The sequence below is a fragment of the Streptomyces corchorusii genome, from assembly GCF_001514055.1.
Classification (GTDB): Bacteria; Actinomycetota; Actinomycetes; order Streptomycetales; family Streptomycetaceae; genus Streptomyces; species Streptomyces olivaceoviridis.
The window spans coordinates 14,371-35,411 of record NZ_KQ948356.1 but is presented as its reverse complement, the minus strand read 5'-3'; the positions used below and the strand labels follow the sequence as shown (position 1 = coordinate 35,411).

Annotated in this window: 19 protein-coding genes and 1 pseudogene; 10 read left to right on the top strand and 10 right to left on the bottom strand. The window is 71.3% G+C overall.

Annotation, left to right across the window (positions count from 1 at the left end; translation table 11 throughout):
• Nucleotides 1-11 precede the first annotated feature (11 nt).
• From AQJ11_RS15740 to AQJ11_RS15725, 4 genes are all read left to right on the top strand, one after another.
• Nucleotides 12-191: a hypothetical protein gene (locus AQJ11_RS15740; RefSeq protein WP_014674140.1), complete on the top strand. Its 180-nt coding sequence runs from the start codon at nucleotides 12-14 to the stop codon at nucleotides 189-191.
• 231 nt (nucleotides 192-422) lie between these two features.
• Complete coding sequence (locus tag AQJ11_RS15735; protein ID WP_078611790.1) at nucleotides 423-881, top strand: BlaI/MecI/CopY family transcriptional regulator; 459 nt, start codon at nucleotides 423-425, stop codon at nucleotides 879-881.
• Nucleotides 882-890: 9 nt separating this feature from the next.
• On the top strand, nucleotides 891-1,424 hold the full coding sequence (locus AQJ11_RS15730) for an amino-acid N-acetyltransferase (RefSeq protein ID WP_041665409.1): 534 nt from the start codon (nucleotides 891-893) through the stop codon (nucleotides 1,422-1,424).
• 203 nt (nucleotides 1,425-1,627) lie between these two features.
• Nucleotides 1,628-1,963 (top strand): histone-like nucleoid-structuring protein Lsr2, encoded by a 336-nt coding sequence (locus tag AQJ11_RS15725; protein ID WP_014674143.1) that lies wholly within the window; start codon nucleotides 1,628-1,630, stop codon nucleotides 1,961-1,963.
• On the opposite strand, the gene AQJ11_RS15720 is transcribed toward AQJ11_RS15725, so the two are convergent.
• Nucleotides 1,942-2,628, bottom strand: coding sequence for an SCO3374 family protein (locus AQJ11_RS15720; RefSeq protein WP_244218260.1), 687 nt, complete (start codon nucleotides 2,626-2,628; stop codon nucleotides 1,942-1,944). The genes AQJ11_RS15725 and AQJ11_RS15720 overlap by 22 nt on opposite strands.
• Nucleotides 2,629-3,076: 448 nt before the next feature.
• On the opposite strand from AQJ11_RS15720, the gene AQJ11_RS15715 reads away from it, so the two are divergent.
• Nucleotides 3,077-5,599, top strand: coding sequence for an ATP-dependent Clp protease ATP-binding subunit (locus tag AQJ11_RS15715; RefSeq protein WP_014674145.1), 2,523 nt, complete (start codon nucleotides 3,077-3,079; stop codon nucleotides 5,597-5,599).
• A 121-nt stretch (nucleotides 5,600-5,720) separates the two neighbouring features.
• Here AQJ11_RS15715 and AQJ11_RS15710 read toward each other — a convergent pair whose 3' ends face one another.
• Entirely contained in the window at nucleotides 5,721-6,320 is a 600-nt protein-coding gene (locus AQJ11_RS15710; RefSeq protein ID WP_059263499.1) for an HAD family acid phosphatase, read from the bottom strand.
• Nucleotides 6,321-6,779: 459 nt separating this feature from the next.
• Here AQJ11_RS15710 and AQJ11_RS15705 point away from each other — a divergent pair, with 459 nt between their 5' ends.
• Complete coding sequence (locus AQJ11_RS15705) at nucleotides 6,780-7,331, top strand: M23 family metallopeptidase (RefSeq protein ID WP_014674147.1); 552 nt, start codon at nucleotides 6,780-6,782, stop codon at nucleotides 7,329-7,331.
• A gap of 1 nt (nucleotide 7,332) precedes the next feature.
• On the opposite strand, the gene AQJ11_RS15700 is transcribed toward AQJ11_RS15705, so the two are convergent.
• Nucleotides 7,333-7,932: a TetR/AcrR family transcriptional regulator gene (locus AQJ11_RS15700; RefSeq protein ID WP_058081420.1), complete on the bottom strand. Its 600-nt coding sequence runs from the start codon at nucleotides 7,930-7,932 to the stop codon at nucleotides 7,333-7,335.
• Between the two features lie 125 nt (nucleotides 7,933-8,057).
• Between AQJ11_RS15700 and AQJ11_RS15695 the strand changes: the two genes are divergently transcribed.
• Both AQJ11_RS15695 and AQJ11_RS15690 read left to right on the top strand, forming a co-directional pair.
• Nucleotides 8,058-9,653, top strand: a complete 1,596-nt coding sequence (locus tag AQJ11_RS15695) for an MDR family MFS transporter (protein WP_208616525.1) — start codon at nucleotides 8,058-8,060, stop codon at nucleotides 9,651-9,653.
• Between the two features lie 169 nt (nucleotides 9,654-9,822).
• Nucleotides 9,823-10,242 (top strand): annotated as a pseudogene (locus tag AQJ11_RS15690) (helix-turn-helix transcriptional regulator); the annotation flags it as partial.
• Nucleotides 10,243-10,325: 83 nt separating this feature from the next.
• Here the strand turns inward: AQJ11_RS15690 and cseC are convergent.
• The 5 genes from cseC to AQJ11_RS15665 all read right to left on the bottom strand — a co-directional run bounded on the left by cseC (nucleotide 10,326) and on the right by AQJ11_RS15665 (nucleotide 14,834).
• On the bottom strand, nucleotides 10,326-11,723 hold the full coding sequence (gene cseC, locus AQJ11_RS15685) for a two-component system sensor histidine kinase CseC (RefSeq protein ID WP_014674150.1): 1,398 nt from the start codon (nucleotides 11,721-11,723) through the stop codon (nucleotides 10,326-10,328).
• 13 nt (nucleotides 11,724-11,736) lie between these two features.
• On the bottom strand, nucleotides 11,737-12,441 hold the full coding sequence (gene cseB, locus AQJ11_RS15680) for a two-component system response regulator CseB (protein WP_014674151.1): 705 nt from the start codon (nucleotides 12,439-12,441) through the stop codon (nucleotides 11,737-11,739).
• A 62-nt stretch (nucleotides 12,442-12,503) separates the two neighbouring features.
• Complete coding sequence (locus AQJ11_RS15675) at nucleotides 12,504-13,157, bottom strand: hypothetical protein (protein WP_237280908.1); 654 nt, start codon at nucleotides 13,155-13,157, stop codon at nucleotides 12,504-12,506.
• Complete coding sequence (locus AQJ11_RS15670; protein ID WP_014674153.1) at nucleotides 13,145-13,684, bottom strand: SigE family RNA polymerase sigma factor; 540 nt, start codon at nucleotides 13,682-13,684, stop codon at nucleotides 13,145-13,147. The genes AQJ11_RS15675 and AQJ11_RS15670 overlap by 13 nt, the downstream gene beginning before the upstream one ends.
• Nucleotides 13,685-13,958: 274 nt before the next feature.
• The gene (locus AQJ11_RS15665) at nucleotides 13,959-14,834 is read right to left on the bottom strand and encodes an HhH-GPD family protein (protein ID WP_014674154.1); all 876 of its coding nucleotides are present in this window, start codon (nucleotides 14,832-14,834) and stop codon (nucleotides 13,959-13,961) included.
• Between the two features lie 181 nt (nucleotides 14,835-15,015).
• On the opposite strand from AQJ11_RS15665, the gene AQJ11_RS15660 reads away from it, so the two are divergent.
• Nucleotides 15,016-15,858, top strand: coding sequence for a hypothetical protein (locus AQJ11_RS15660; RefSeq protein WP_208616524.1), 843 nt, complete (start codon nucleotides 15,016-15,018; stop codon nucleotides 15,856-15,858).
• Nucleotides 15,859-15,956: 98 nt separating this feature from the next.
• On the opposite strand, the gene disA is transcribed toward AQJ11_RS15660, so the two are convergent.
• Nucleotides 15,957-17,081, bottom strand: coding sequence for a DNA integrity scanning diadenylate cyclase DisA (gene disA, locus AQJ11_RS15655; protein ID WP_015493313.1), 1,125 nt, complete (start codon nucleotides 17,079-17,081; stop codon nucleotides 15,957-15,959).
• 80 nt (nucleotides 17,082-17,161) lie between these two features.
• Nucleotides 17,162-18,571: a DNA repair protein RadA gene (radA, locus tag AQJ11_RS15650; protein ID WP_014674157.1), complete on the bottom strand. Its 1,410-nt coding sequence runs from the start codon at nucleotides 18,569-18,571 to the stop codon at nucleotides 17,162-17,164.
• Between the two features lie 221 nt (nucleotides 18,572-18,792).
• Between radA and AQJ11_RS51045 the strand changes: the two genes are divergently transcribed.
• Nucleotides 18,793-21,021 (top strand): BACON domain-containing protein, encoded by a 2,229-nt coding sequence (locus tag AQJ11_RS51045; RefSeq protein ID WP_341846282.1) that lies wholly within the window; start codon nucleotides 18,793-18,795, stop codon nucleotides 21,019-21,021.
• Nucleotides 21,022-21,041: the final 20 nt, after the last annotated feature.

The following is a 21,041-nucleotide window of genomic DNA, read 5'->3' as shown; positions in this document are numbered from 1 at the left end:
ACTCTGGAGCCATGGACTACATCTCCGCGCTCGTGCCCCCGGTCGTCATGGCCGTGTTCTTCATCGGTGTGGTCAGGGTGATCGTGAAGACCCAGGGCGGGGCCGCCAAGGCCAAGGAGGACGCGGCCGTCGACGCCGCCCTCGCCCGCGCGGAGGGCGCCCGCAATGCCTCCGCCGCCGGCGACGCCTGAGCGGACCACGGCAGAGAACGCCAGATCACCGCAGGTCACAGCCCTTCGGTTCGGCCCTCGGGCCCACCCGGCTGACCCACCGGAGCACCTCGGCCGACCCCGGCCGTCCCCCGGCGTACGACTCCCCGCGCCCCGGCGCCACACGAGTCGTACGCCCTTTTTGTTCGCGTTTGTAGCCCTACTGCACGTCCGGCACGCCATTGTCGGGATCTCCCACTATTGTTCTGAGTTGTGCCTCGCCCATTGGGAGAACTCGAAGACGCGGTCATGACGCGGGTGTGGAAGTGGAACCGCCCGGTGACCGTTCGAGAAGTCCTGGAAGACCTCCAGCGGGAACGCTCCATCGCGTACACCACCGTGATGACCGTTTTGGACAATCTCCATCAGAAGGGCTGGGTGCGCCGCGAGGCCGAAGGGCGGGCCTATCGATATGAGGCCGTGTCGACACGGGCCGCGTACGCCGCCGCCCTCATGAACGACGCCTGGTCGCAGAGCGACAACCCGGCCGCCGCTCTCGTCGCCTTCTTCGGCATGATGAGCGAGGAACAGCGCCAGGCCCTCAGGGACGCCGTACGCATCGTCCAAGGGCCGGAAGAAACCCGGGAAGCCCCCGAAGCCCGCCCACAGGAACCCGCCGAAGCCCGGCAAGAGGAGAACCCCGGCGCGCCGGAGGGCACCGACGGGCGATAGCGTCCGCTCATGTCAGCAGAGCGTCCCGAAGTCTCCGCAAAAGCCATCACCGTCCGCCGGGCCCGGACCAGCGATGTCCCCGCCGTGCGCCGCCTCCTCGACGCCTACGTCCGCGACCGCATCCTGCTCGACAAAGCGATGGTCACGCTTTACGAGGACATCCAGGAGTTCTGGGTCGCCGAACGCGACGACAACGCCGAGGTGGTCGGCTGCGGAGCGCTGCACGTCATGTGGGAGGACCTCGCGGAAGTCCGCACACTGGCGGTGAAGCCCGGCCTCAAGGGCGCCGGCGTCGGTCATCAGTTGCTGGAGAAGTTGCTCCAGACCGCGCGCTGGCTCGGCGTTCGACGCGTTTTCTGCCTGACCTTCGAAGTCGACTTCTTCGGGAAGCACGGCTTCGTGGAGATCGGGGAGACGCCGGTCGACACCGATGTGTACGCGGAGCTGTTGCGTTCCTATGACGAGGGCGTCGCGGAGTTCCTCGGTCTCGAACGAGTGAAGCCGAACACCTTGGGCAACAGCCGGATGCTTCTGCATCTGTGATCGTCATTGCCCCGGTGGCCTATGTCCGAAACGCGCATGTTTCCGGACGGTGGCGGTCCGTCGAGTCACTCCCGAGGGTTTGTGTTTTTCCGGCAAAAGCGGTTTGCTTTCCGACGTACTGCAGTACTGCATATAACAGGGGCGGCGAAACGGCGGACGCCGCACACCCCTGGCCCTCAACGTTATCGATGAAAGGAAATGCGGTGGCACAGAAGGTTCAGGTCCTTCTTGTCGACGACCTCGACGGCGGCGAGGCGGACGAGACCGTGACGTTCGCGCTGGACGGCAAGACGTACGAGATCGATCTCACGACTGCCAATGCGGACAAGCTGCGCACGCTTCTTGACCCCTATGTGAAGGGCGGGCGTCGTACTGGTGGCCGTTCCTCCGGCGGTCGTGGAAAGGTGCGTGCCGCTACCGGCGGCAACCAGGACACCGCGGCGATCCGCGCCTGGGCCAAGGAGAACGGTTACGAGGTCAACGACCGCGGCCGGGTTCCCGCGTCCATCCGCGAGGCCTACGAGAAGGCCAACGGCTGATCCCGCCGGTCGGCGGGATGCCCGGCGCACGCGCGCCGCAGCCGGACCCGGTGACACTGCGCTGCCACCGTGTCCACCAGTCGCACGAGATCGGGGGCGCTCCCCTCGCGCCCCGCGGGGGGCGCCGCCGGCACGGCCGGCATGGCGGGCAGCGAGGCCTCGACCTCACGTTCCGGACCGGGGGGCCGCAACCACACGGCGGCCCCCTGTGCGGACGGCTCGCGCGGAACCCCGGCCCGTACGGAACCGGTCCGTACGACGGCGCTCTCCGCGGGCGGCGGGGCCTCCATCGTGTCGCCCGCCCCGAGGACGCGTAGGTCCAGGGCCACCGTGCCCCACTCCAGCCAGGCCAGCAGCCCGGGGAGCTCCTCGGCGCTGCCCGCGGCCACCAGCAGCCGCATCCGGTCGCCCCGCAGGGCCACCGGGGAGCCCGGCGCGAGATGCCGGAGCGCCTTCGCGCCCGCCTCGGCCGGTACGTCCAGCACGTCGAACCGCACCCCCGTACGCAGCCGCAGCGGCCGTCCGGGCACGGTCGGCCACCCCAGATCGTTCTCGTACCAGTGCCGGGCCCGGACCTCCGGACCGGCGGGCGGAGCGGCACAGGGTCCGGCGGCCGGGGCGCCCGGATCGACGGGCCGGCGAGGAAGGGGGACCGTGGAGGTCATGGAGACCGAGCCAACCATGCCGGGAGCAACCGCCGGACCCCCCTTCGGGTTACGCTGGGTGCCCTGTCGGCTGCGCAGAGTGGCGGACGAAGGGGCGCGTGGGGGCCCGGGGAGGCGCAAGGTTGTTCGCCCATAGCGGAGGGAACCGGTGCGCGCCGCATGGAGTGTCCGTCCCTGCGGGTAAGACATGCCTAGTGGGAGGGGGCGACACGCAGGAAAGGCCGTCTCACGTTCGCCATCGGCGTACTGGCGACTGGGGTAACTGCCTGGCCTGCGGGAACATCGTCTCGCACCATCGGGTTGGAGCAGATGTCGGCGTCACGGGTCAGGAGGCCATCGACGGTGTCGGCAGTTGGAATGAGCGGTCCCCGCTTGCGGGACTAAGCTGCGGAAGGACAGGGAGGGGAAGTTCCCCCCACTGCCTGACCGCTCTGAGGAGCGATTAACGATGTTCGAGAGGTTCACCGACCGCGCGCGGCGGGTTGTCGTCCTGGCTCAGGAAGAAGCCCGGATGCTCAACCACAACTACATCGGCACCGAGCACATCCTCCTGGGTCTCATCCACGAGGGCGAAGGTGTCGCCGCTAAGGCCCTGGAGAGCCTCGGCATTTCGCTTGAGGCGGTCCGCCAGCAGGTGGAGGAGATCATCGGTCAGGGCCAGCAGGCCCCGTCCGGGCACATCCCCTTCACCCCCCGTGCCAAGAAGGTCCTGGAGCTGTCGCTCCGCGAGGCCCTTCAGCTGGGCCACAACTACATCGGCACGGAACACATCCTGCTCGGCCTGATCCGCGAGGGCGAGGGCGTCGCCGCCCAGGTCCTGGTCAAGCTGGGCGCAGACCTCAACCGGGTGCGGCAGCAGGTCATCCAGCTGCTCTCCGGCTACCAGGGCAAGGAGACCGCCGCCGCGGGCGGCCCGGCCGAGGGCACCCCCTCGACCTCTCTCGTCCTGGACCAGTTCGGCCGGAACCTCACCCAGGCCGCTCGTGAGTCCAAGCTCGACCCGGTCATCGGGCGCGAGAAGGAGATCGAGCGGGTCATGCAGGTGCTGTCCCGCCGTACCAAGAACAACCCGGTCCTGATCGGTGAGCCCGGCGTCGGCAAGACCGCCGTCGTCGAGGGCCTCGCCCAGGCCATCGTCAAGGGCGAGGTGCCCGAGACGCTCAAGGACAAGCACCTCTACACGCTGGACCTCGGCGCCCTGGTCGCCGGCTCCCGCTACCGCGGTGACTTCGAGGAGCGCCTCAAGAAGGTGCTCAAGGAGATCCGCACCCGCGGCGACATCATCCTGTTCATCGACGAGCTGCACACGCTGGTCGGTGCGGGTGCCGCCGAGGGCGCCATCGACGCGGCCTCGATCCTGAAGCCGATGCTGGCCCGCGGCGAGCTCCAGACCATCGGTGCGACGACCCTGGACGAGTACCGCAAGCACCTGGAGAAGGACGCGGCCCTGGAGCGCCGCTTCCAGCCCATCCAGGTCGCCGAGCCGTCCCTGCCGCACACGATCGAGATCCTCAAGGGCCTGCGCGACCGCTACGAGGCGCACCACCGCGTCTCCATCACGGACGAGGCGCTGGTCCAGGCCGCCACCCTGGCCGACCGGTACATCTCGGACCGCTTCCTGCCGGACAAGGCGATCGACCTGATCGACGAGGCCGGTTCCCGGATGCGCATCCGCCGGATGACCGCTCCGCCGGACCTGCGCGAGTTCGACGAGAAGATCGCCGCCGTCCGCCGGGACAAGGAGTCCGCGATCGACTCGCAGGACTTCGAGAAGGCCGCGTCCCTGCGCGACAAGGAGAAGCAGCTCCTGGCCGCCAAGGCGAAGCGGGAGAAGGAGTGGAAGGCCGGCGACATGGACGTCGTCGCCGAGGTGGACGGCGAGCTGATCGCCGAGGTCCTCGCCACGGCCACCGGCATCCCGGTCTTCAAGCTCACGGAGGAGGAGTCCTCCCGCCTGCTCCGCATGGAGGAGGAGCTCCACAAGCGGGTCATCGGCCAGAACGACGCCGTCAAGGCGCTGTCGAAGGCGATCCGCCGTACGCGTGCGGGTCTGAAGGACCCGAAGCGTCCGGGTGGTTCGTTCATCTTCGCCGGCCCGTCCGGTGTCGGTAAGACCGAGCTGTCCAAGGCGCTCGCCGAGTTCCTCTTCGGTGACGAGGACGCGCTGATCTCCCTCGACATGTCGGAGTTCAGCGAGAAGCACACGGTGTCGCGTCTCTTCGGTTCGCCCCCCGGATACGTGGGCTACGAGGAGGGCGGCCAGCTGACGGAGAAGGTGCGCCGCAAGCCGTTCTCGGTCGTCCTCTTCGACGAGGTCGAGAAGGCCCACCCGGACATCTTCAACTCGCTGCTCCAGATCCTGGAGGACGGTCGCCTGACCGACTCCCAGGGCCGGGTCGTGGACTTCAAGAACACGGTCATCATCATGACGACCAACCTCGGCACCCGGGACATCTCCAAGGGCTTCAACCTCGGCTTCGCCGCCGCGGGCGACACGAAGACCAACTACGAGCGCATGAAGAACAAGGTGTCGGACGAGCTCAAGCAGCACTTCCGGCCCGAGTTCCTCAACCGCGTCGACGACGTGGTCGTCTTCCCGCAGCTGACGCAGGAGGACATCCTGCGGATCGTCGACCTGATGATCAGCAAGGTGGACGAGCGCCTGAAGGACCGGGACATGGGCATCGAGCTCTCCCAGTCCGCGAAGGAGCTGCTGTCCAAGAAGGGTTACGACCCGGTGCTGGGCGCCCGGCCGCTGCGCCGCACGATCCAGCGCGAGATCGAGGACACGCTCTCGGAGAAGATCCTCTTCGGCGAGCTGCGCCCCGGTCACATCGTGGTCGTGGACACCGAGGGCGAGGGCGACGCCGCCACCTTCACCTTCCGGGGTGAGGAGAAGTCGGCCCTGCCGGACGTCCCGCCGATCGAGCAGGCCGCGGGTGGGGCTGGGCCCAACCTGAGCAAGGAGTAAGCGTCAGCCTCCGGCGGTCCAGCCGGACGTGAGGGGCCGGTGCCTTCGGGCACCGGCCCCTTCGGCGTTCCCCGGCGCGGCTGCACGCTGATGACGCGGTCCGTGCCGGGTGCGCTCGGTCCTACGACAGCTGTCCGTCGTAGTCCGGCAGCTTGAAGGTCTTCTCGGCGTGGCCGCCGGACAGGTCCGTGGCGCTGTTGCCGATGTTCGCGATGATCGTGTAGCCGTCGTTCTCGATGTCGACGCGCTGGGCGGTCTTGTAGGCGGCGACGTCCTTGAAGAGGTCGACCAGGCCGCGGACGCGGAGGCCGGAGACGTCGTAGCCGTCGTGTTCGAGGTTGTACTCGGTGGGCCAGTACAGGACGCCGGGGCGGGCGGTGACGAAGAAGAGGGAGACGCCGTGCTCCTGGGCGTAGCGGGCGACGTCCAGGACGGGCCGGTTGGCCGGCTGGGGGTAGCTGAAGCCGAAGTCGGTCTCCAGCGTGGTGTTGTCGATGTCGAGGACGATCGCCTGCTTCTCGCCGGGCCTGGCGGCGGCGATGCGGTCCTTCAGGTACGGGAGGGCCTGGTCCATGACCGCCTGGCAGTCCTTCTGCCAGGTGGCGTGGTCGACCTTGGCGGAGGAGGCGCTCGCGGCCTCGGCCGGGGCGGCCAGCGCGGCCAGGGCGGCCACGGAGACGGTGGTCACGCAGATGCGGCGCGTCCAGGGGCGTCTGGTCATCGGTGGGGGTCCTCTCGCGGCTCTCTGAATGTCAGGGGCATGATCTGAGGCGAGGGTGGCGCGAGGGGAACCGTAGGGTTACTGGAGGGTAGGCGCCTAGAGGTCTGCGTCACATTTCCGTATTCACCGACGGAGGGTGCCGGTGATATGCGGCACAGGCGAAATGTCCGGTACTAGCCGTGATAGTGGGATGCGCCGGATAGGCAAAAGGGGCGAAAAGGTGAGTTTTGCCTCGCATGGTTGCGCACGAGAAGTGCGTCGTCAGGGCCGTGCGGGCCGGGGTGTGCGGCTGTCAAGAAAGAGGGTGGTATTGGCAGCGTCTACTACCTGATGCCGTACTTGGGGCGTTTTGGGCTGGATGGGGTGCTCGGTTACCAAGGGATGGCCGCTTCGGTGAAACGTCTCCATGGACGTCCGTACGCCGGGTGGTGGAAGTGTCTCCGAGTTCACGAGGTCCAGATGTTCCAGCGCTTCACGTCCCGCTCCTCCCGTACGTCCTCGCTCCGTGCCCGTGTGACCGTCCTGGCTGCCGGACTCGGCGCCACGGCCGTGCTGGGCACCGGGGTCGCGAGCGCCGCCACCGCGTCCGCCGGCTCCTGGGTCGACCCGGTGAAGAAGTACGCGCTCTCGGCGGGCTTCGCCCAGGCCGGCAACCACTGGGCGCACAAGCACAGCGGCCAGGACTTCGCCGTGCCGACCGGCACCGAGGTCGTCGCCGCGCACGGCGGCACCGTCGTCAAGGCCGGCCCCAACGGCGCCGGTGACGGCCCGGCCTACGGCAACGCCATCGTCATCAAGCACGGCAACGGCACCTACTCGCAGTACGCGCACCTGTCCCGCGTCGACGTGCGGATCGGCCAGGTCGTCGCGACCGGCCAGCACATCGCGCTGTCCGGCTCCACCGGCAACTCCACCGGTCCGCACCTGCACTTCGAGATCCGTACGACCCCGAACTACGGCTCCGGCATCGACCCGGTCGCGTTCCTGCGCGCCCAGGGTGTGAAGGTCTGACCTACTCCTTCTCGCGGGCGTGCTCGTGCGCCTGCGCGACGAGGTCCAAGGCGACTTCGAGAACGGCCTCGCGCTTCTTCTCGGAGTCGCCTTCGAGGTCCTGCATCACGAACATCCCGGCGTGCAGCGTGAACATCGCGCTGACCGAGCGGACCTGGTCGACCAGCTCCGCCTCCGGGTCGATGAGGATGTCCCGCAGGCCGCGCATCCGGTCCTTGAAGGTGTCGCCGATGCGCAGTTCCCGAACCGTCGCCTGGTTCTCCTGCATGAAGCGGAACAGCGGTTCCGCGCCGGCCAGCGCCTCGCTGTAGCGGCGGACGATCTCCTGCTTGGTCTCCAGGGTGTGCGGCTGCCGTCCGCCCCACTCGATCAGGTCCTCGATCGGCTTCGTCAGGTCCGCGAAGAGACTGACGATGATCTCTTCCTTCGTCTTGAAGTGGTAGTACAGGGCCGCCTTCGTGACGTCGAGGCGCTCGGCGATCTCCCGCAGGGAGGTCTTCTCGTAGCCCTGCTCCGCGAAGAGTTCGAGCGCCACGTCCTGGATGCGCTGGCGGGTGTTGCCGCGGCGCTGCTGCTTGGTGCCGTCCATGGTGAGGCCCATCCTCGTACTCCTCGCGCTCCCGCGAAAACTTACTTGACGCCCGGCTAGTAGCGGGTCTACCTTCCGCAGTGTAGTAACTAGCCGGGCGGCAAGTAAGTATCTGCCGCAGGGGGAATGGGAAGACGATGGCGGACACGGTCGAAAGTGTCATAGCAGAGGGCGGACAGCCCCAGAGTGCGGCCGAGGGCAAACAGCCCCGGAGTGTGCGGGTGGTGCTTCTCGCACTGATGATCGCGATGATGCTCGCGATGCTGGACAACATGATCGTCGGTACGGCGATGCCCACGATCGTGGGCGAACTGGGCGGCCTGGAACACCTCTCCTGGGTCGTCACCGGCTACACCCTGGCCACCGCGGCCTCCACCCCCATCTGGGGCAAGATCGGCGACATGTACGGGCGCAAGGGCGCCTTCCTCAGCTCGATCGTGCTCTTCCTCCTGGGCTCGGCGCTGAGCGGCATGGCCCAGGACATGGGCCAGCTGATCGGGTTCCGGGCCGTGCAGGGCCTGGGCGCCGGCGGTCTCATGGTCGGCGTCATGGCGATCATCGGCGACCTGATCCCGCCGCGGGAGCGCGGCAAGTACCAGGGCATGATGGCCGGCGTGATGGCGCTGGCGATGATCGGCGGCCCGCTCGTCGGCGGCACCATCACCGACAACTGGGGCTGGCGCTGGGCCTTCTACATCAACCTGCCGCTCGGCGCGGTCGCCCTGGCGCTCGTCACCGCCGTACTGCACCTGCCGAAGAAGCGGTCCAAGGCGGGCATCGACTACCTGGGCGTGCTGCTGCTGACCGTCGGCATCACCTCCATCGTGCTGGTCACCACCTGGGGCGGCACCGAGTACGCCTGGACCTCCGCGCGGATCATGGAGCTGACCGGCATCGGCGTGGCCGCGCTGGTCGGGTTCGTGTTCTGGCAGACCAAGGCCGCCGAGCCGGTCGTGCCGCTGCACATCTTCAAGAGCCGCAACTTCACCCTGATGTCGGTCATCGGCTTCATCACCGGCTTCGTGATGTTCGGCGCCACCCTGTTCCTGCCGCTGTACCAGCAGGCCGTGCAGGGCGCCTCCGCCACCAACTCCGGACTGCTGCTCCTGCCGATGCTCGGCGCGATGCTCGTGACCTCGATGGTCGCCGGGCGGGTCACCACCAACAGCGGCCGGTACAAGATCTTCCCGATCGTCGGCGGCGTCCTGATGACCGTCGGCCTGTACCTGCTGTCCCTGATGGACACCGGGACGACCCGCCTGACCTCCGGTCTCTACATGGCCGTGGTCGGCGCGGGCATGGGCTGCCTGATGCAGATCACCATGCTGGTCGCGCAGAACAGCGTCCAGATGAAGGACATGGGTGTGGCGTCCTCCTCGACCACCCTGTTCCGTACGCTCGGCTCCTCCTTCGGCGTGGCCATCATGGGCGCCCTGTTCAACCACCGGGTCCAGGACGTCATGGCCGACCGGGCCGGCGCGGCGGGGGCCAAGATGACCGAGCAGTCGGCGCAGCTGGACGCGAAGAGCCTGGCGAAGCTCCCGGTGATGGTCCGCGAGGCGTACCAGCACGCGGTGTCCTCCGGCACGCACTCCGCGTTCCTGCTCGGCGCCGGGATCTCGGTGCTGGTGCTGATCGCGGCGCTGTTCGTCAAGGAGGTGCCGCTCAAGGGCGGCCCCAAGGCCGCCGAGGGTGCCGACGCGGCGCCGGTGGCCGTGGTCGAGGCCGTCTGACCCGGCCTGAGCCCGAAGGCCCCGGTGCGCGCGTCCGCGGCGCCGGGGCCTTCGGCCGTTCTCGCAGGGGCCGGGGCCTCGCCCGTTCTCGCACGGGCCCCGATGTCAGACCCCCGTGCCACCATCGGCTCATGGACAGGATCGCCGCCTGCGTCTGGCCAAGGACGCCATGGACCGGGACTGGGCCGATCCGGGCCTCGACCTGGACGTGGTGGCGGCGCACGCCGGGTACTCGCGGTACCACTTCCTGCGCGCCTTCAAGGAGGCGTACGGCGAGACGCCCGGCCAGTACCTCACCCACCGGCGGATCGAGCGCGCCGAGGAGATGCTGCGCACCGCCGGCCTCACGGTGACCGAGATCTGCACCCTGGTCGGCTTCAGCAGCCTCGGCACCTTCTCCGCCCGCTTCAAGGCCCGCACCGGCCTCACCCCGAGCGAGTACCGGCCGCGGCACGTCGGCCGCGGCGCCGCCCTCATACCCGGCTGCTACGCCATGCTCTGGGCCGGCGGTTTCAACACCGCGACATCGAAGAAGCGCACCGCGCCCGGCCCTGCCTACGGTGACGAGCAGGAACAGCAGCCTCGCGACAGGAGTGCGGGCGGGGGACTTTTCCTTGGCGAGCGGGAGACCCAGCTCGGCGGGCGCGGAACTCTCCCGGCGAGCGGACGCCCTCACATGTCCCGGGCCGTGCGGTGAGCGGTGCCTGATCGCGGGGCGGGGGTGCCGCCGGACGCGGGCAGCATCGGATAGCTGCCCGTGTTGGTCGGGGCGTGCTCCGGCAACCACAGGACGGCCACCGCACCCTCCGCGGGAACGCCGGCGGGCGCCCCCGCGGGCCGTACGTTGCGGAACGTCAGCCGGGCGCCCAGCACGCGCGCCTGCCCCGCCGCGATGGTCAGCCCGAGGCCGTGGCCCTGCCCGGCGCGGTCCTTGCTGCCGGTGCGGAACCGGCTCGGCCCCTCGGCGAGCAGCTCGTCCGGGAAGCCGGGGCCGTGGTCGCGGACCCGGATGACCCGCCCCTCCACGGTGACCTCGATCGGCGGCCGGCCGTGCCGGGCGGCGTTGGCGAGCAGGTTGAACAGCACCCGCTCCAGCCGCCGCGGGTCGGTGGTGACCTCCGACTCGTGCACCACCCGTACGGCGATGTCCGGATCCTTGGCCGCCACCCGGCGCGCGACGAACTCGCCGAGCATGATGTCCTGCAACTCCGCCCGCTCCGAGGCCCCGTCCAGCCGGGCCACCTCCAGGACGTCCTCCACCAGGGTGCGCATGGCCTTGGCCCGGTCCAGGACCAGCTCCGTGGGCCGGCCGGGCGGCAGCAGCTCGGCGGCCGTCAGCAGACCCGTCACCGGGGTGCGCAGCTCGTGCGCGATGTCGGCGGTGACCCGCCGCTCGGCCTCCAGGCGCTGCCGCAGCGCGTCCGCCATGGCGTCCACCGCGCGCGCGAGTTCGTCGGTCTCGTCCCGTACGACCCCGCCGATGGCCTCCTGCACCCGGACGTCGGTCTCACCGGCCGCGGCCTGGTTCGCGGCAGCCGCCGCCTTGCGCAGCCGGCGGGACAGCTGCCCGCCTATCAGCACGCCCAGCGCGCTGCCGCCGAGCACGACCGCGACCGAGCCGATGATCAGAGCCTGGTCCAGGTCTTGCAGCATGTCGGTGTTGCGGTCGGGCAGATGGCTGTGCAGGGACAGCACATGCCCGCCCTTCACGGGGACGGCCGCCCAGATGTCCGCCACCCCGTGGTGCTCGGAGACATCGCTCGCCCGGCGGCCCCGCTCCACCTTCTCGCGCAGCGCGGCCGGCAGCTCCGGATCGTCGACCTTGACGTAGGGGAAGACCGGCCCCCGGTTCAGCTCGTAGTTGCGCTGGGCCATCAGGACCCGGTCGTTGGCCAGCTCGCGCGCGTTGTCCAGCATCGAGACGCGGGCCGCGTTGTGCACGACCAGGCTCAGGACGATCGCCACCAGCCCGGCCACCAGCGCGATGGCCGCGCTGACCTTCCACCTGAGCCCGGTGCGCAGGCCCGCGCGCTCCATGCGCCGGACCGGATGCCGAAGAATCCCCCGCATGACGCCGCTCCGCTCAGGCCTTCAGCTTGTAGCCGAAGCCGCGGACCGTCTCGATCCGGTCCTGGCCGATCTTCTGCCGCAGCCGCTGCACATGCACGTCCACGACCCGGGTGTCGCCGCCCCAGCCGTAGTCCCACACCCGCTCCAGCAGCTTGTCGCGGGAGAGCACGGTACCCGGCGCGGCGGAGAACTCCAGCAGCAGCCGCATCTCGGTCGGCGTCAGCGCCACCGGCTGCCCGGCCCGGCGCACCTCCATGCCGTCGGTGTCGATCTCCAGGTCCCCGAAGGCGAGCGTGCCGCCGCCGTCCGTCGACGCGGCCTCCTCCGCCTGCGCGGATCCGCCGGCGTGCCCGAACCGGCGCAGCACCGCGCGGATCCGGGCGACCAGCACGGCACCGTCGAAGGGCTTGGTCACGTAGTCGTCGGCGCCCGCCTCCAAGCCCAGGACGACGTCGATGGAGTCGGCGCGCGCCGACAGCATGATCACCGGCACGGTCGACTCGTCCCGGATCCGGCGGCACAGGCTGACGCCGTCCAGGCCCGGCACCATGACGTCCAGCAGCGCGATGTCGGGGCGGTCGGCCCGGAACGCCTCCAGGCCCGACAGGCCGTCGGGCATCGCGGTGACCGCGAAGCCGTCCCGCTCCAGGGCGAGCTGGGTGGCCTCGCGGATGACGTCGTCGTCCTCGACGAACAGGACGTGGGTCTGCTCTGCCATCCCGGTGCTCTCAGTCCTCGTGGGGTAGGTGTGGCGGTCAGGTGGGTGGGGGCGCGGGGCGGTCAGTTGTCCGGTACGGGTGTCGGGCCCCCGCCGGCGGACTTGCTGTACTCGTTGCGCGTGGGCTTGCCCTGCGCGAACCGTCCCGTCTTCCAGGTGTACGGGGTCACGATCTCACCGGACGGGCTGGAGATCGGGTCGCCCTTCTCGTAGTACTGCCTGGTCACCGACAGGACTCCCTGGTCGATCTCCGCGTAGACCGGGGACTCCTCGCTCTTGAAGACGTTCCTGAACGAGCCGGCGTCGTCCCGGTACACGTACGAGCCGATGCCGACCGCGTCGGCGCAGGTCAGGACGTTGACGACGACATCGTCCACCGGGGCCCCGGTCAGATTGCCGTAGGAGACGTCGACCGGGTACTCATCGCCGTTGCACGGTTTCAGCTCCCGCTTGACCGCCGGCGACACCTCGGGATCGCTCTTGACCAGCCTGACGGGGTCCACCCGCCGGTACTTCTCGGACGGGCTGGGGGAGGGTGAGGCGACGGCCCCGGCCACCGCCGAGGCGTGTGCCGGGCCCTCGTCCCGTGCGCCCGTGCCCCCGCTGCCGCACGCGGCGAGGAAAAGGGCGGGGGCGGCGAGCGCGGTCCCCACCGCGATCACCGCCTGTGTACTGCCTCGGGCCCGGTCGGGCCCGGCCCCGGTCAGGCCGCGCAACGCTCCCGCTCCTCACGCTCCAGAGCGCGTGCGTCCAGATCGCGGGCCTCCAGCTCCTCACGGAGCCGGGCGAGCGCCCGGTGCAGCGTGCTCTTGACCGTACCGGCCGACATGCCGAGGGCAGCGGCCGTCTCCTCAGTGGACATCTGCTCCCAGTGTCGCAGCACCACGACACTGCGCTGCTTCGGTGCGAGCACCTTCATGACGTCCATCAGCAGGGCCCGGTCGGCGTGCTGCTCGGTGGAGTCCTCGACGGAGGCGTCCGGCAGCTGCTCCGTCGGCACCTCCTCCAGCTTGCGCGCCCGCCACCACTCGGTCCGCGTGTTGATCATGACCCGGCGCAGATAGGCGTCGGCGAGCCGCTTGTCGGCGATGCCCTCCCAGCGGCCGTACGTCCGCACCAGCGCCGTCTGGAGCAGGTCCTGGGCGTCGACCGGGTCCGGGACCAGTCGACGGGCGCTGCGCAGCAGCGCGTCCTGCCGACTGCGGACGTACTCCTCGAATTCGAGCACCTCGCCCTGCGCCATGATCAACCGCCTCCGTTCCCCGTTGTGCTTCCGGCCCTTGCCCGAAGTCCCGCTCTCCCCGCGCCCGGTGGTCCGCCGGGCACGGAGAAGAAGCTACGGAGTGGTTGTCACGGGGCTGTGCGGACCAGCCTGCGGCTGGCAATCAGCTATCCGTCGGTTGTGTAACGGACGGAGGAACAGGGTAAAGCCGGCGAGGGGTTTGTGGGGCTATGGGGTGATTTGCCCGGCCGGAACATCCGTAACGGATGCCGAGCGGTGGTGACTTGGCTGTGCGTCAGCCGAGCGGCAGCCGGTAGAGGCCGCCCGGAAGCGGCTCCACCAGACCGTCCGCGACCAGCCCGTCGAGCGCCCGCGCCCGCTGCACCGGCTCGTGCCACACCCGGTCCAGCACCGCCTGCGGCACCGGCGCGTGCGCCTCCCGCAGCACGGCCAGCAGCTTGCCGCGCACCTGCCGGTCCGTACCGGCGTACGTCTGCCCTCGGCGCGGCGGACCCGCGTGCTCCGGCTTGCCCGCGAGCCGCCAGGCGCACTGCGCGGCGATCGGGCACCGCGGGCACCCCTCGTTCTTCGCCGTGCACACCAGCGCGCCCAGCTCCATGGAGGCGGCGGCCCACCGCGCGGCGGTCCGCTCGTCCTGCGGCAGCAGCTCCCGCGCCAGGCGCCGCTCGGCGGCCGTGGTCGCGTTCGGCGGGTACTGCACCCCGGTCACCGCCCGCGCGAGCACCCGGCGCACATTGGTGTCCAGCACCGCGTGCCGCTGCCCGTACGCGAACGAGGCCACCGCGGCGGCCGTGTACTCACCGATGCCGGGCAGCGCGAGCAACTGCGCGTGATCCGTCGGTACGTCACCGCCGTGCCGCTCCGTTATGGCGACCGCGGCACCGTGCAGGCGCAGCGCGCGGCGCGGATAGCCGAGCCGGCCCCAGGCGCGCACCGCCTCGCCGGGCGCCTCCTTCGCCAGGTCGGCGGGGCGCGGCCAGCGGGCCAGCCACTCCTCGTAGACGGGCAGCACCCGGTTCACCGGGGTCTGCTGGAGCATGAACTCGCTGACCATCACGCCCCAGGGGCCCGCCTCCGGGCGGCGCCAGGGGAGGTCACGGGCGTGGGTGTCGAACCAGGCGATCACGGGGGCGTGCAGCTTCTCAGTCATGGCCCTTCCGATCCTGCCACGGGTTGGCGGGCCCGATGGGTGACGGCACGGTCACCGAGCGTGGCGGAACGCGAAGAAGCGCGTCGTCCGCGGCAGTTACCGGGATGATGATCCGGAAAAGTTGGCGCCGGCGCGGCGGGTGGCGCGAGCAAGCGCGGCGATCTCTCGTACAGTTTGCGCCGTGGGATCTCTGCGCAATCCGGTCGGGCCGCTTCCCTCCACCATCTACTGGCGACGGAGGGCCGTACTGCTGTCCGTGGTCGCCCTGTTGGCGCTGGTGATCACGTGGATCGTCACCGCCGGCGGCGGGGGCGGCAAGAAGAACGCCGACGGGTCCAACGGCAAGAATCCCACGCACACCATCACTCCCGGACCGAGCTCGTCCGGCCCCGCCATCAGCCAACACCCGGGCGGACGCGACGAGTCGGGCGGCGCGGACTCCAGCGGCAGTGGCTCAGGTTCCGGCTCCGGCTCCGGGTCCGGTTCCGCCTCCGGCGGGGACGGCGGGGGCAGCGGTTCGGCCGACGGCTCCTCGGGCTCCGGCGACGGTTCCGGTTCGGGTACGGCCTCCGGTGGCGGCGGGGTCGGTACGGGCGACACGCTCCCGGCGTCCTCCACGCTGCCCAACTGCACGGCCGGAGCGGTGGCGTTGAGCCTGCGCAGCGTGCACAACTCCTACTCGCCGGACCAGACGCCGACGTTCGAACTCACCGCGAAGAACAGCTCGTCGGCCGACTGCAAGGTCGATCTCGGTCCGAAGAACGCGGTGTTGACGGTGACGCCGGCGGACGGCGACGACACGTTCTGGTCGTCCGCCGACTGCCCCGAGGGCTCGGGCAGCCTGGTGTTCCGGGTGCCCGCCGGCCAGAGCATCACCTACACCGTGAAGTGGGACCGCAAGCCGAGCGCGGCCCACTGCGCGACGCCCTCCGGGGGGTCGGCAAAGCCGGGCACGTACCTGCTGGAGGCCAAGACCCCCGGGTTCGGGAAGACGCAGGCGTCGTTCGTGCTGTCGGCAGACTGAGGACGGGGGCGGCGCGGTCGCGTCGTCGGGTGGTGAACACCCCCGCGCACCCGCCGTACGGCATCCGGTACCGAGCTCGTAGGCGCCCGGCCCCCGGATCAGACGTAGCGCTCCAGGATCGACGACTCGGCCAGGCGCGACAGTCCCTCCCGCACGCTCCGCGCGCGGGCCTCGCCGACCCCGTCCACGGTCTGGAGGTCGTCGACGCTCGCGGCGAGCAGCTTCTGGAGGCCCCCGAAATGCTCCACCAGCCGGTCGATGATGGCGCCCGGCAGCCGCGGCACCTTGGCCAGCAGCCGGAACCCGCGCGGGGACACCGCCGAGTCGAGCGTCTCGGGAGACCCCGTGTAGCCCAGCGCCCGCGCCACCGTGCCGAGTTCGAGCAGCTCCGCGTGGGTCAGCGCGTCCAGCTCGGCCAGCGCCTCGTCGACCGTGCGGGACCGCTTGGCCGTCGGCTCGGGCACGTAGTCACGGACGACCAGCGAGCGGTCGGGCTCGACACCGGCGATCAGCTCCTCCAACTGGAGGGCGAGGAGACGGCCGTCCGTGCCCAGCTCGACCACGTACTCGGCGATCTCGGTGGCGATACGGCGGACCATCTCCAGCCGCTGCGCGACCGCCGACACGTCCCGGACCGTGACCAGGTCCTCGATCTCCAGCGCCGACAGCGTGCCCGCGACCTCGTCCAGCCGGAGCTTGTACCGCTCCAGGGTCGCCAGCGCCTGGTTCGCGCGGGACAGGATCGCCGCCGAGTCCTCCAGGACGCGCCGCTGACCGTCCACGTACAGGGCGATCAGCCGCATCGACTGGGAGACCGAGACCACCGGGAAGCCGACCTGCTTGCTCACGCGGTCCGCCGTGCGGTGCCGCGTGCCCGTCTCCTCCGTCGGGATCGTGGCGTCCGGCACGAACTGCACGCCCGCGCGCAGGATCTTCGACAGGTCCGACGACAGCACGATGCCGCCGTCCAGCTTGCACAGCTCCCGCAGCCGGGTCGCGGTGAACTCGACGTCCAGCACGAAACCGCCCGTGCACATCGCCTCGACCGTCTTGTCCGAGCCGAGGACGATGAGCCCGCCGGTGTTGCCACGCAGGACGCGCTCCAGGCCGTCCCGCAACGCCGTACCGGGTGCCACGGCGCTCAGCGAGGCGCGCATCAGACCATCGGAACCGGCACTCCCACCGGACTTGCCGGGAGCCGCTGCCCGGTCGTTGGCTGCCACTGCACTCCTCCGGTCGCAGGTTCTGACGCGCTCCCGCACCCGCACTCGGTTCGTACGGACGGGCGAGACCTGGGCAAAGTCTACCGGCGCTCCTCCGCCTCCCGTGGGGCCTCTCGGCGACGGGAGCGCGGCAGGACCCGGAGCGCGTCGCCCATGTCGGCGACTTCCAGGACCTTCATGCCGGGCGGCACCTTCCCCGGATCGGCCGGTACCAGCGCGTGCGTGAAGCCCAGCCGGTGCGCCTCGGCGAGCCTGCGCTGCACGCCCGTGACCCGTCTGACCTCGCCCGCGAGCCCCACCTCGCCGATCGCCACCAGGTTCTTCGGCAGCGGGGTGTCGCTGGCGGCCGAGGCCAGGGCGAGCGCGATGGCGAGGTCGGCGGCCGGCTCCGACAGCTTCACGCCGCCGACCGTCGCCGAGTAGATGTCCCGCTTGCCCAGCGCGCTGATCCGGCCGCGCTGCTCCAGGACGGCCAGCATCATCGACACCCGCGAGGTCTCCAGGCCGGACGTCGTACGGCGCGGGGAGGGGATCTGGGAGTCGACGGTCAGCGCCTGCACCTCGGCCACCAGCGGACGGCGGCCCTCCAGGGTGACGGTCAGGCAGGTGCCGGGGACCGGCTCGGCCCGGCGGGTCAGGAACAGGCCGCTGGGGTCGGCGAGGCCCGTGATGCCCTCGTCGTGCAACTCGAAGCAGCCGACCTCGTCCGTCGCCCCGTAGCGGTTCTTCACGCCCCGGACCAGGCGCAGGCGCGCGTGCCGGTCGCCCTCGAAGTGCAGGACGACGTCCACCAGGTGCTCCAGCAGGCGGGGCCCGGCGATGGCGCCGTCCTTCGTGACGTGGCCCACGAGCAGGGTGGACATGCCCCGCTCCTTGGACGCCCGGATCAGCGCGCCCGCCACCTCGCGGACCTGGGCCATGCCGCCGGGCGCGCCCTCGATCTCCGGGGAGGCCACCGTCTGCACCGAGTCGAGGATCAGCAGGGACGGCTTGACCTCGTCCAGGTGGCCGAGGACGGCGGACAGGTCGGTCTCGGCGGCCAGGTAGAGGTGGTCGTGGAGGGCGCCGATGCGGTCGGCGCGCAGCCGCACCTGGCTCGCCGACTCCTCGCCGGTCACATAGAGGGTGGGGTGCTCGGCGCCGGCCGCCTTGGCGGCGACGTCCAGCAGCAGGGTGGACTTGCCGACGCCGGGCTCGCCCGCGAGCAGGACGACCGCGCCCGGCACGAGGCCGCCGCCGAGCACCCGGTCCAGCTCCGGCACGCCGGTCGAGCGGGCGGTGGCCTGCCGGCCGTCGACCTGGCCGATGGGCAGGGCGGAGGAGGTCACCCGGCCCGGTGCGGTGGTCCGGACCGCGGGCGCGCCGTACTCCTCGACCGTGCCCCAGGCCTGGCACTCCGGGCAGCGGCCGAGCCACTTGGCCGTCTGCCAGCCGCACTCGGTGCAGCGGTAGGACGGGCGGTCCTTCGTCGTCTTGGTACGGGCAGCCATGCGGAAACCGTAGCCCGGGGCACTGACAACGGGTCCGGCGGTCGGGCGCGACGGCGCGGGGAGCGCGTGTGGGTGAACCGTTCTTGGCCACCGTCCGCCGGGATCCAGCCGCGGAACAAAGGGTTCCTGTCCCCTTATGAGGGATCGTTTCACCCGTACGGATTAAAAGTGCTCAAGGTTCCAGAAGGGGCACTCCGCCGCCGCCTACGGTCGCACGGGTGATGAGCAGCAGTCCGGAGACGACCACCCGCACGACAGGCGCGCACCGGGCGCATCGCGGGGCACGTGAGGCCCGTGACGCACGACGCGAAGCGCGCGAGAACCGTGAGGAGAAGGAGGCGCGCGACCGCGCCGCCGCGCGCGCCGTCGCCCAGCGCACGCCGGCGCGTTACGAGCCGTACCTGGACGGCCTGTTCACCTACTGCCTGTCCGTCCTGTGCGACCACGACACGGCCACCGCCGCCCTCGGCGACGCCCTCGCCCTGGCCGAACGGCGCGGCCACCGCGCCCCCGGGGCCCCCGGCGACCGCCGGGCCTGGCTGTACGCCCTGGCCCGCTGGGCCTGCCTCCGCAAGCTCGCCGAGACCAAGCAGAAACGTCAGGCCACACATGCGGCGGGGCGTGGCGGGGCGGGGGGCGCCGGGAAGGGGGCGGACGCCGGGGACGGCAGGAGGAAGCCCGGCGCTGCCGGGAAGAGGAGCGCCAGGGGCGCGGGCGGGGGCGGCACCGGGGGCGCGAGTGCGGCCGGAACCGTCCGGGGCGCCGGGGTCTCCGGGGCGGGGGGCGCTGCCGGAACCGCGGGCGCTGCCGGAACCGCGGGCGCTGCCGGGACTTCATGGGCGCCGGGTTCTGCGGCTGGCGGCAGTGCGGGGACGGACGGGCCTTTCTGGGCGCATGGGACCGCCGGGCCCGAGGGGGCAGTGGGGTCCGCCGGGTCATTCGGGTCGCCAGGGTCAGCCGGGTCCGCCGGACCCTTCGGGTCGCCGGGGTCGCTCGGGTCCGCCGGACCCTTCGGGTCGCCGGCGTCAGCCGGGTCCGCCGGGCCTGCGGGGTCCGCCGGGCCCTCCGTCGGAGCTCGGTGGCCCTCCGGCGCGGCCGGGAGTTCCCGGCCTTCCGGGTCCACCGGCAGGTCCACCGGTAAAGAGCCCCCCGCGTCAGCCGCCCTCACCCCGGAGGTCCAGGAGCAGCGGCGCCGTGAACTCGCGCTGCTGGCCTGGCCGGAGGCCGCCGGCACCACGCCCGAGCAGCGCGAGGCCCTCGAACTCGCCGTCCGTCACCACCTCGCCACCGACGAGGTCGCCGCCGTCCTCGGCATGGAGCCCGCCGCCGCGCGGGAACTGCTCGCCTCCGCCGCCTGCGAGGTCGAGCGCACGAGCGCGGCCCTCGCCGTGGTCGAGACGGGCGGCTGCCCCGGCGTCGCCCACCTCACCGGCGACAACCGGCTGGTCCTCAGCGCGGCCCTGCGCCGTGAGCTGGTCCGGCACGTCGACGACTGTCCGCGCTGCCGCCGTGCCGCCGAGCGCGCGGTCCCCGGCCGCTGGCCCGGCGCCGCGGTCACCCCCGCCGAACTGCCCGTCCTGGAAGCCCCCCGCGCGGCCCTGGCACGCCACCCGCGCGCGCGGGGCGCGGCCGTACCCCGCTTCGACCGGCGCGGCTTCCCGATGGACCCCAAGGACCGCGCGGCCCGCCGCGACCGCATCCGCGCGCGGGCGGTCACGACGACGGTCGTGGCCACCGTGGTCGCCGCGCCGGTCCTCGCCCTCTGGGCCGCCTACCGGGGCGGGCCGGCCGGGGAGGACGACGGGCGCTCGGCGACCGCGCGGGAGGCGCGGGGTCCCGAGGCGCTCGGCGGCGACACGTCCGGCGGCTACGAGAACGCGGGGAACGCCGGCGTGAAGCCGGGCGTCCGCATGGGCAAGGACGGCAAGGCGGACGTCTCGGTGGAGGTCGTCAGCGTCGGCGGCACGGGCGGGAAGGGCGCGGGGCGGCTCGAAGTCGGCGCCGCCAACGACGGCGACACCACCCTGATCACCCTCACGGCGTCCGGGACGTCCGAGGTCCGCTGGTCGGTGTCCACGTCGGCCGGCTGGCTCTACTTCAGCCGGTCCTCGGGCACCCTCGAACCCGGTCGGACGTTGACGGTCAAGGTGTACGTCGACCCCCTGCGCGAGCCGTCCGGCCACTGGCACGCGCAGGTGGCGGTGGCACCGGCGGGCGCGGTGGTCTCGATCGACGGCTACGGCACGGCACCGAGCCGTCCGACCCCGCCCCACGCCTCACCGACACCCCCGTCGCCTCCGCCGAGCACACCGCCCACCGAGCCGCCCGCCACGCAGTCCCCACCGTCCACGGACCCGACGCCGAGCCCGACGAGCCCGCCGCCCTCCGACTCCCCGACCCCTACTCCCACGCCGACCGACACCGGGACTCCGACCCCGACGGACAGCTAGGCAGGAGCCGGGAAGACGGG

Excerpts from the sequence above, each read along its gene's own strand:
- AQJ11_RS15740 (WP_014674140.1), top strand. The coding sequence starts at position 12 with ATGGACTACATCTCCGCGCTCGTGCCCCCGGTCGTCATGGCCGTGTTC.
- AQJ11_RS15730 (WP_041665409.1), top strand. The coding sequence starts at position 891 with ATGTCAGCAGAGCGTCCCGAAGTCTCCGCAAAAGCCATCACCGTCCGC.
- AQJ11_RS15720 (WP_244218260.1), bottom strand. The coding sequence starts at position 2,628 with ATGACCTCCACGGTCCCCCTTCCTCGCCGGCCCGTCGATCCGGGCGCC.
- AQJ11_RS15715 (WP_014674145.1), top strand. The coding sequence starts at position 3,077 with ATGTTCGAGAGGTTCACCGACCGCGCGCGGCGGGTTGTCGTCCTGGCT.
- AQJ11_RS15710 (WP_059263499.1), bottom strand. The coding sequence starts at position 6,320 with ATGACCAGACGCCCCTGGACGCGCCGCATCTGCGTGACCACCGTCTCC.
- AQJ11_RS15705 (WP_014674147.1), top strand. The coding sequence starts at position 6,780 with ATGTTCCAGCGCTTCACGTCCCGCTCCTCCCGTACGTCCTCGCTCCGT.
- AQJ11_RS15700 (WP_058081420.1), bottom strand. The coding sequence starts at position 7,932 with ATGGGCCTCACCATGGACGGCACCAAGCAGCAGCGCCGCGGCAACACC.
- AQJ11_RS15695 (WP_208616525.1), top strand. The coding sequence starts at position 8,058 with ATGGCGGACACGGTCGAAAGTGTCATAGCAGAGGGCGGACAGCCCCAG.
- cseC (WP_014674150.1), bottom strand. The coding sequence starts at position 11,723 with ATGCGGGGGATTCTTCGGCATCCGGTCCGGCGCATGGAGCGCGCGGGC.
- cseB (WP_014674151.1), bottom strand. The coding sequence starts at position 12,441 with ATGGCAGAGCAGACCCACGTCCTGTTCGTCGAGGACGACGACGTCATC.
- AQJ11_RS15670 (WP_014674153.1), bottom strand. The coding sequence starts at position 13,684 with ATGGCGCAGGGCGAGGTGCTCGAATTCGAGGAGTACGTCCGCAGTCGG.
- AQJ11_RS15665 (WP_014674154.1), bottom strand. The coding sequence starts at position 14,834 with ATGACTGAGAAGCTGCACGCCCCCGTGATCGCCTGGTTCGACACCCAC.
- radA (WP_014674157.1), bottom strand. The coding sequence starts at position 18,571 with ATGGCTGCCCGTACCAAGACGACGAAGGACCGCCCGTCCTACCGCTGC.
- AQJ11_RS51045 (WP_341846282.1), top strand. The coding sequence starts at position 18,793 with ATGAGCAGCAGTCCGGAGACGACCACCCGCACGACAGGCGCGCACCGG.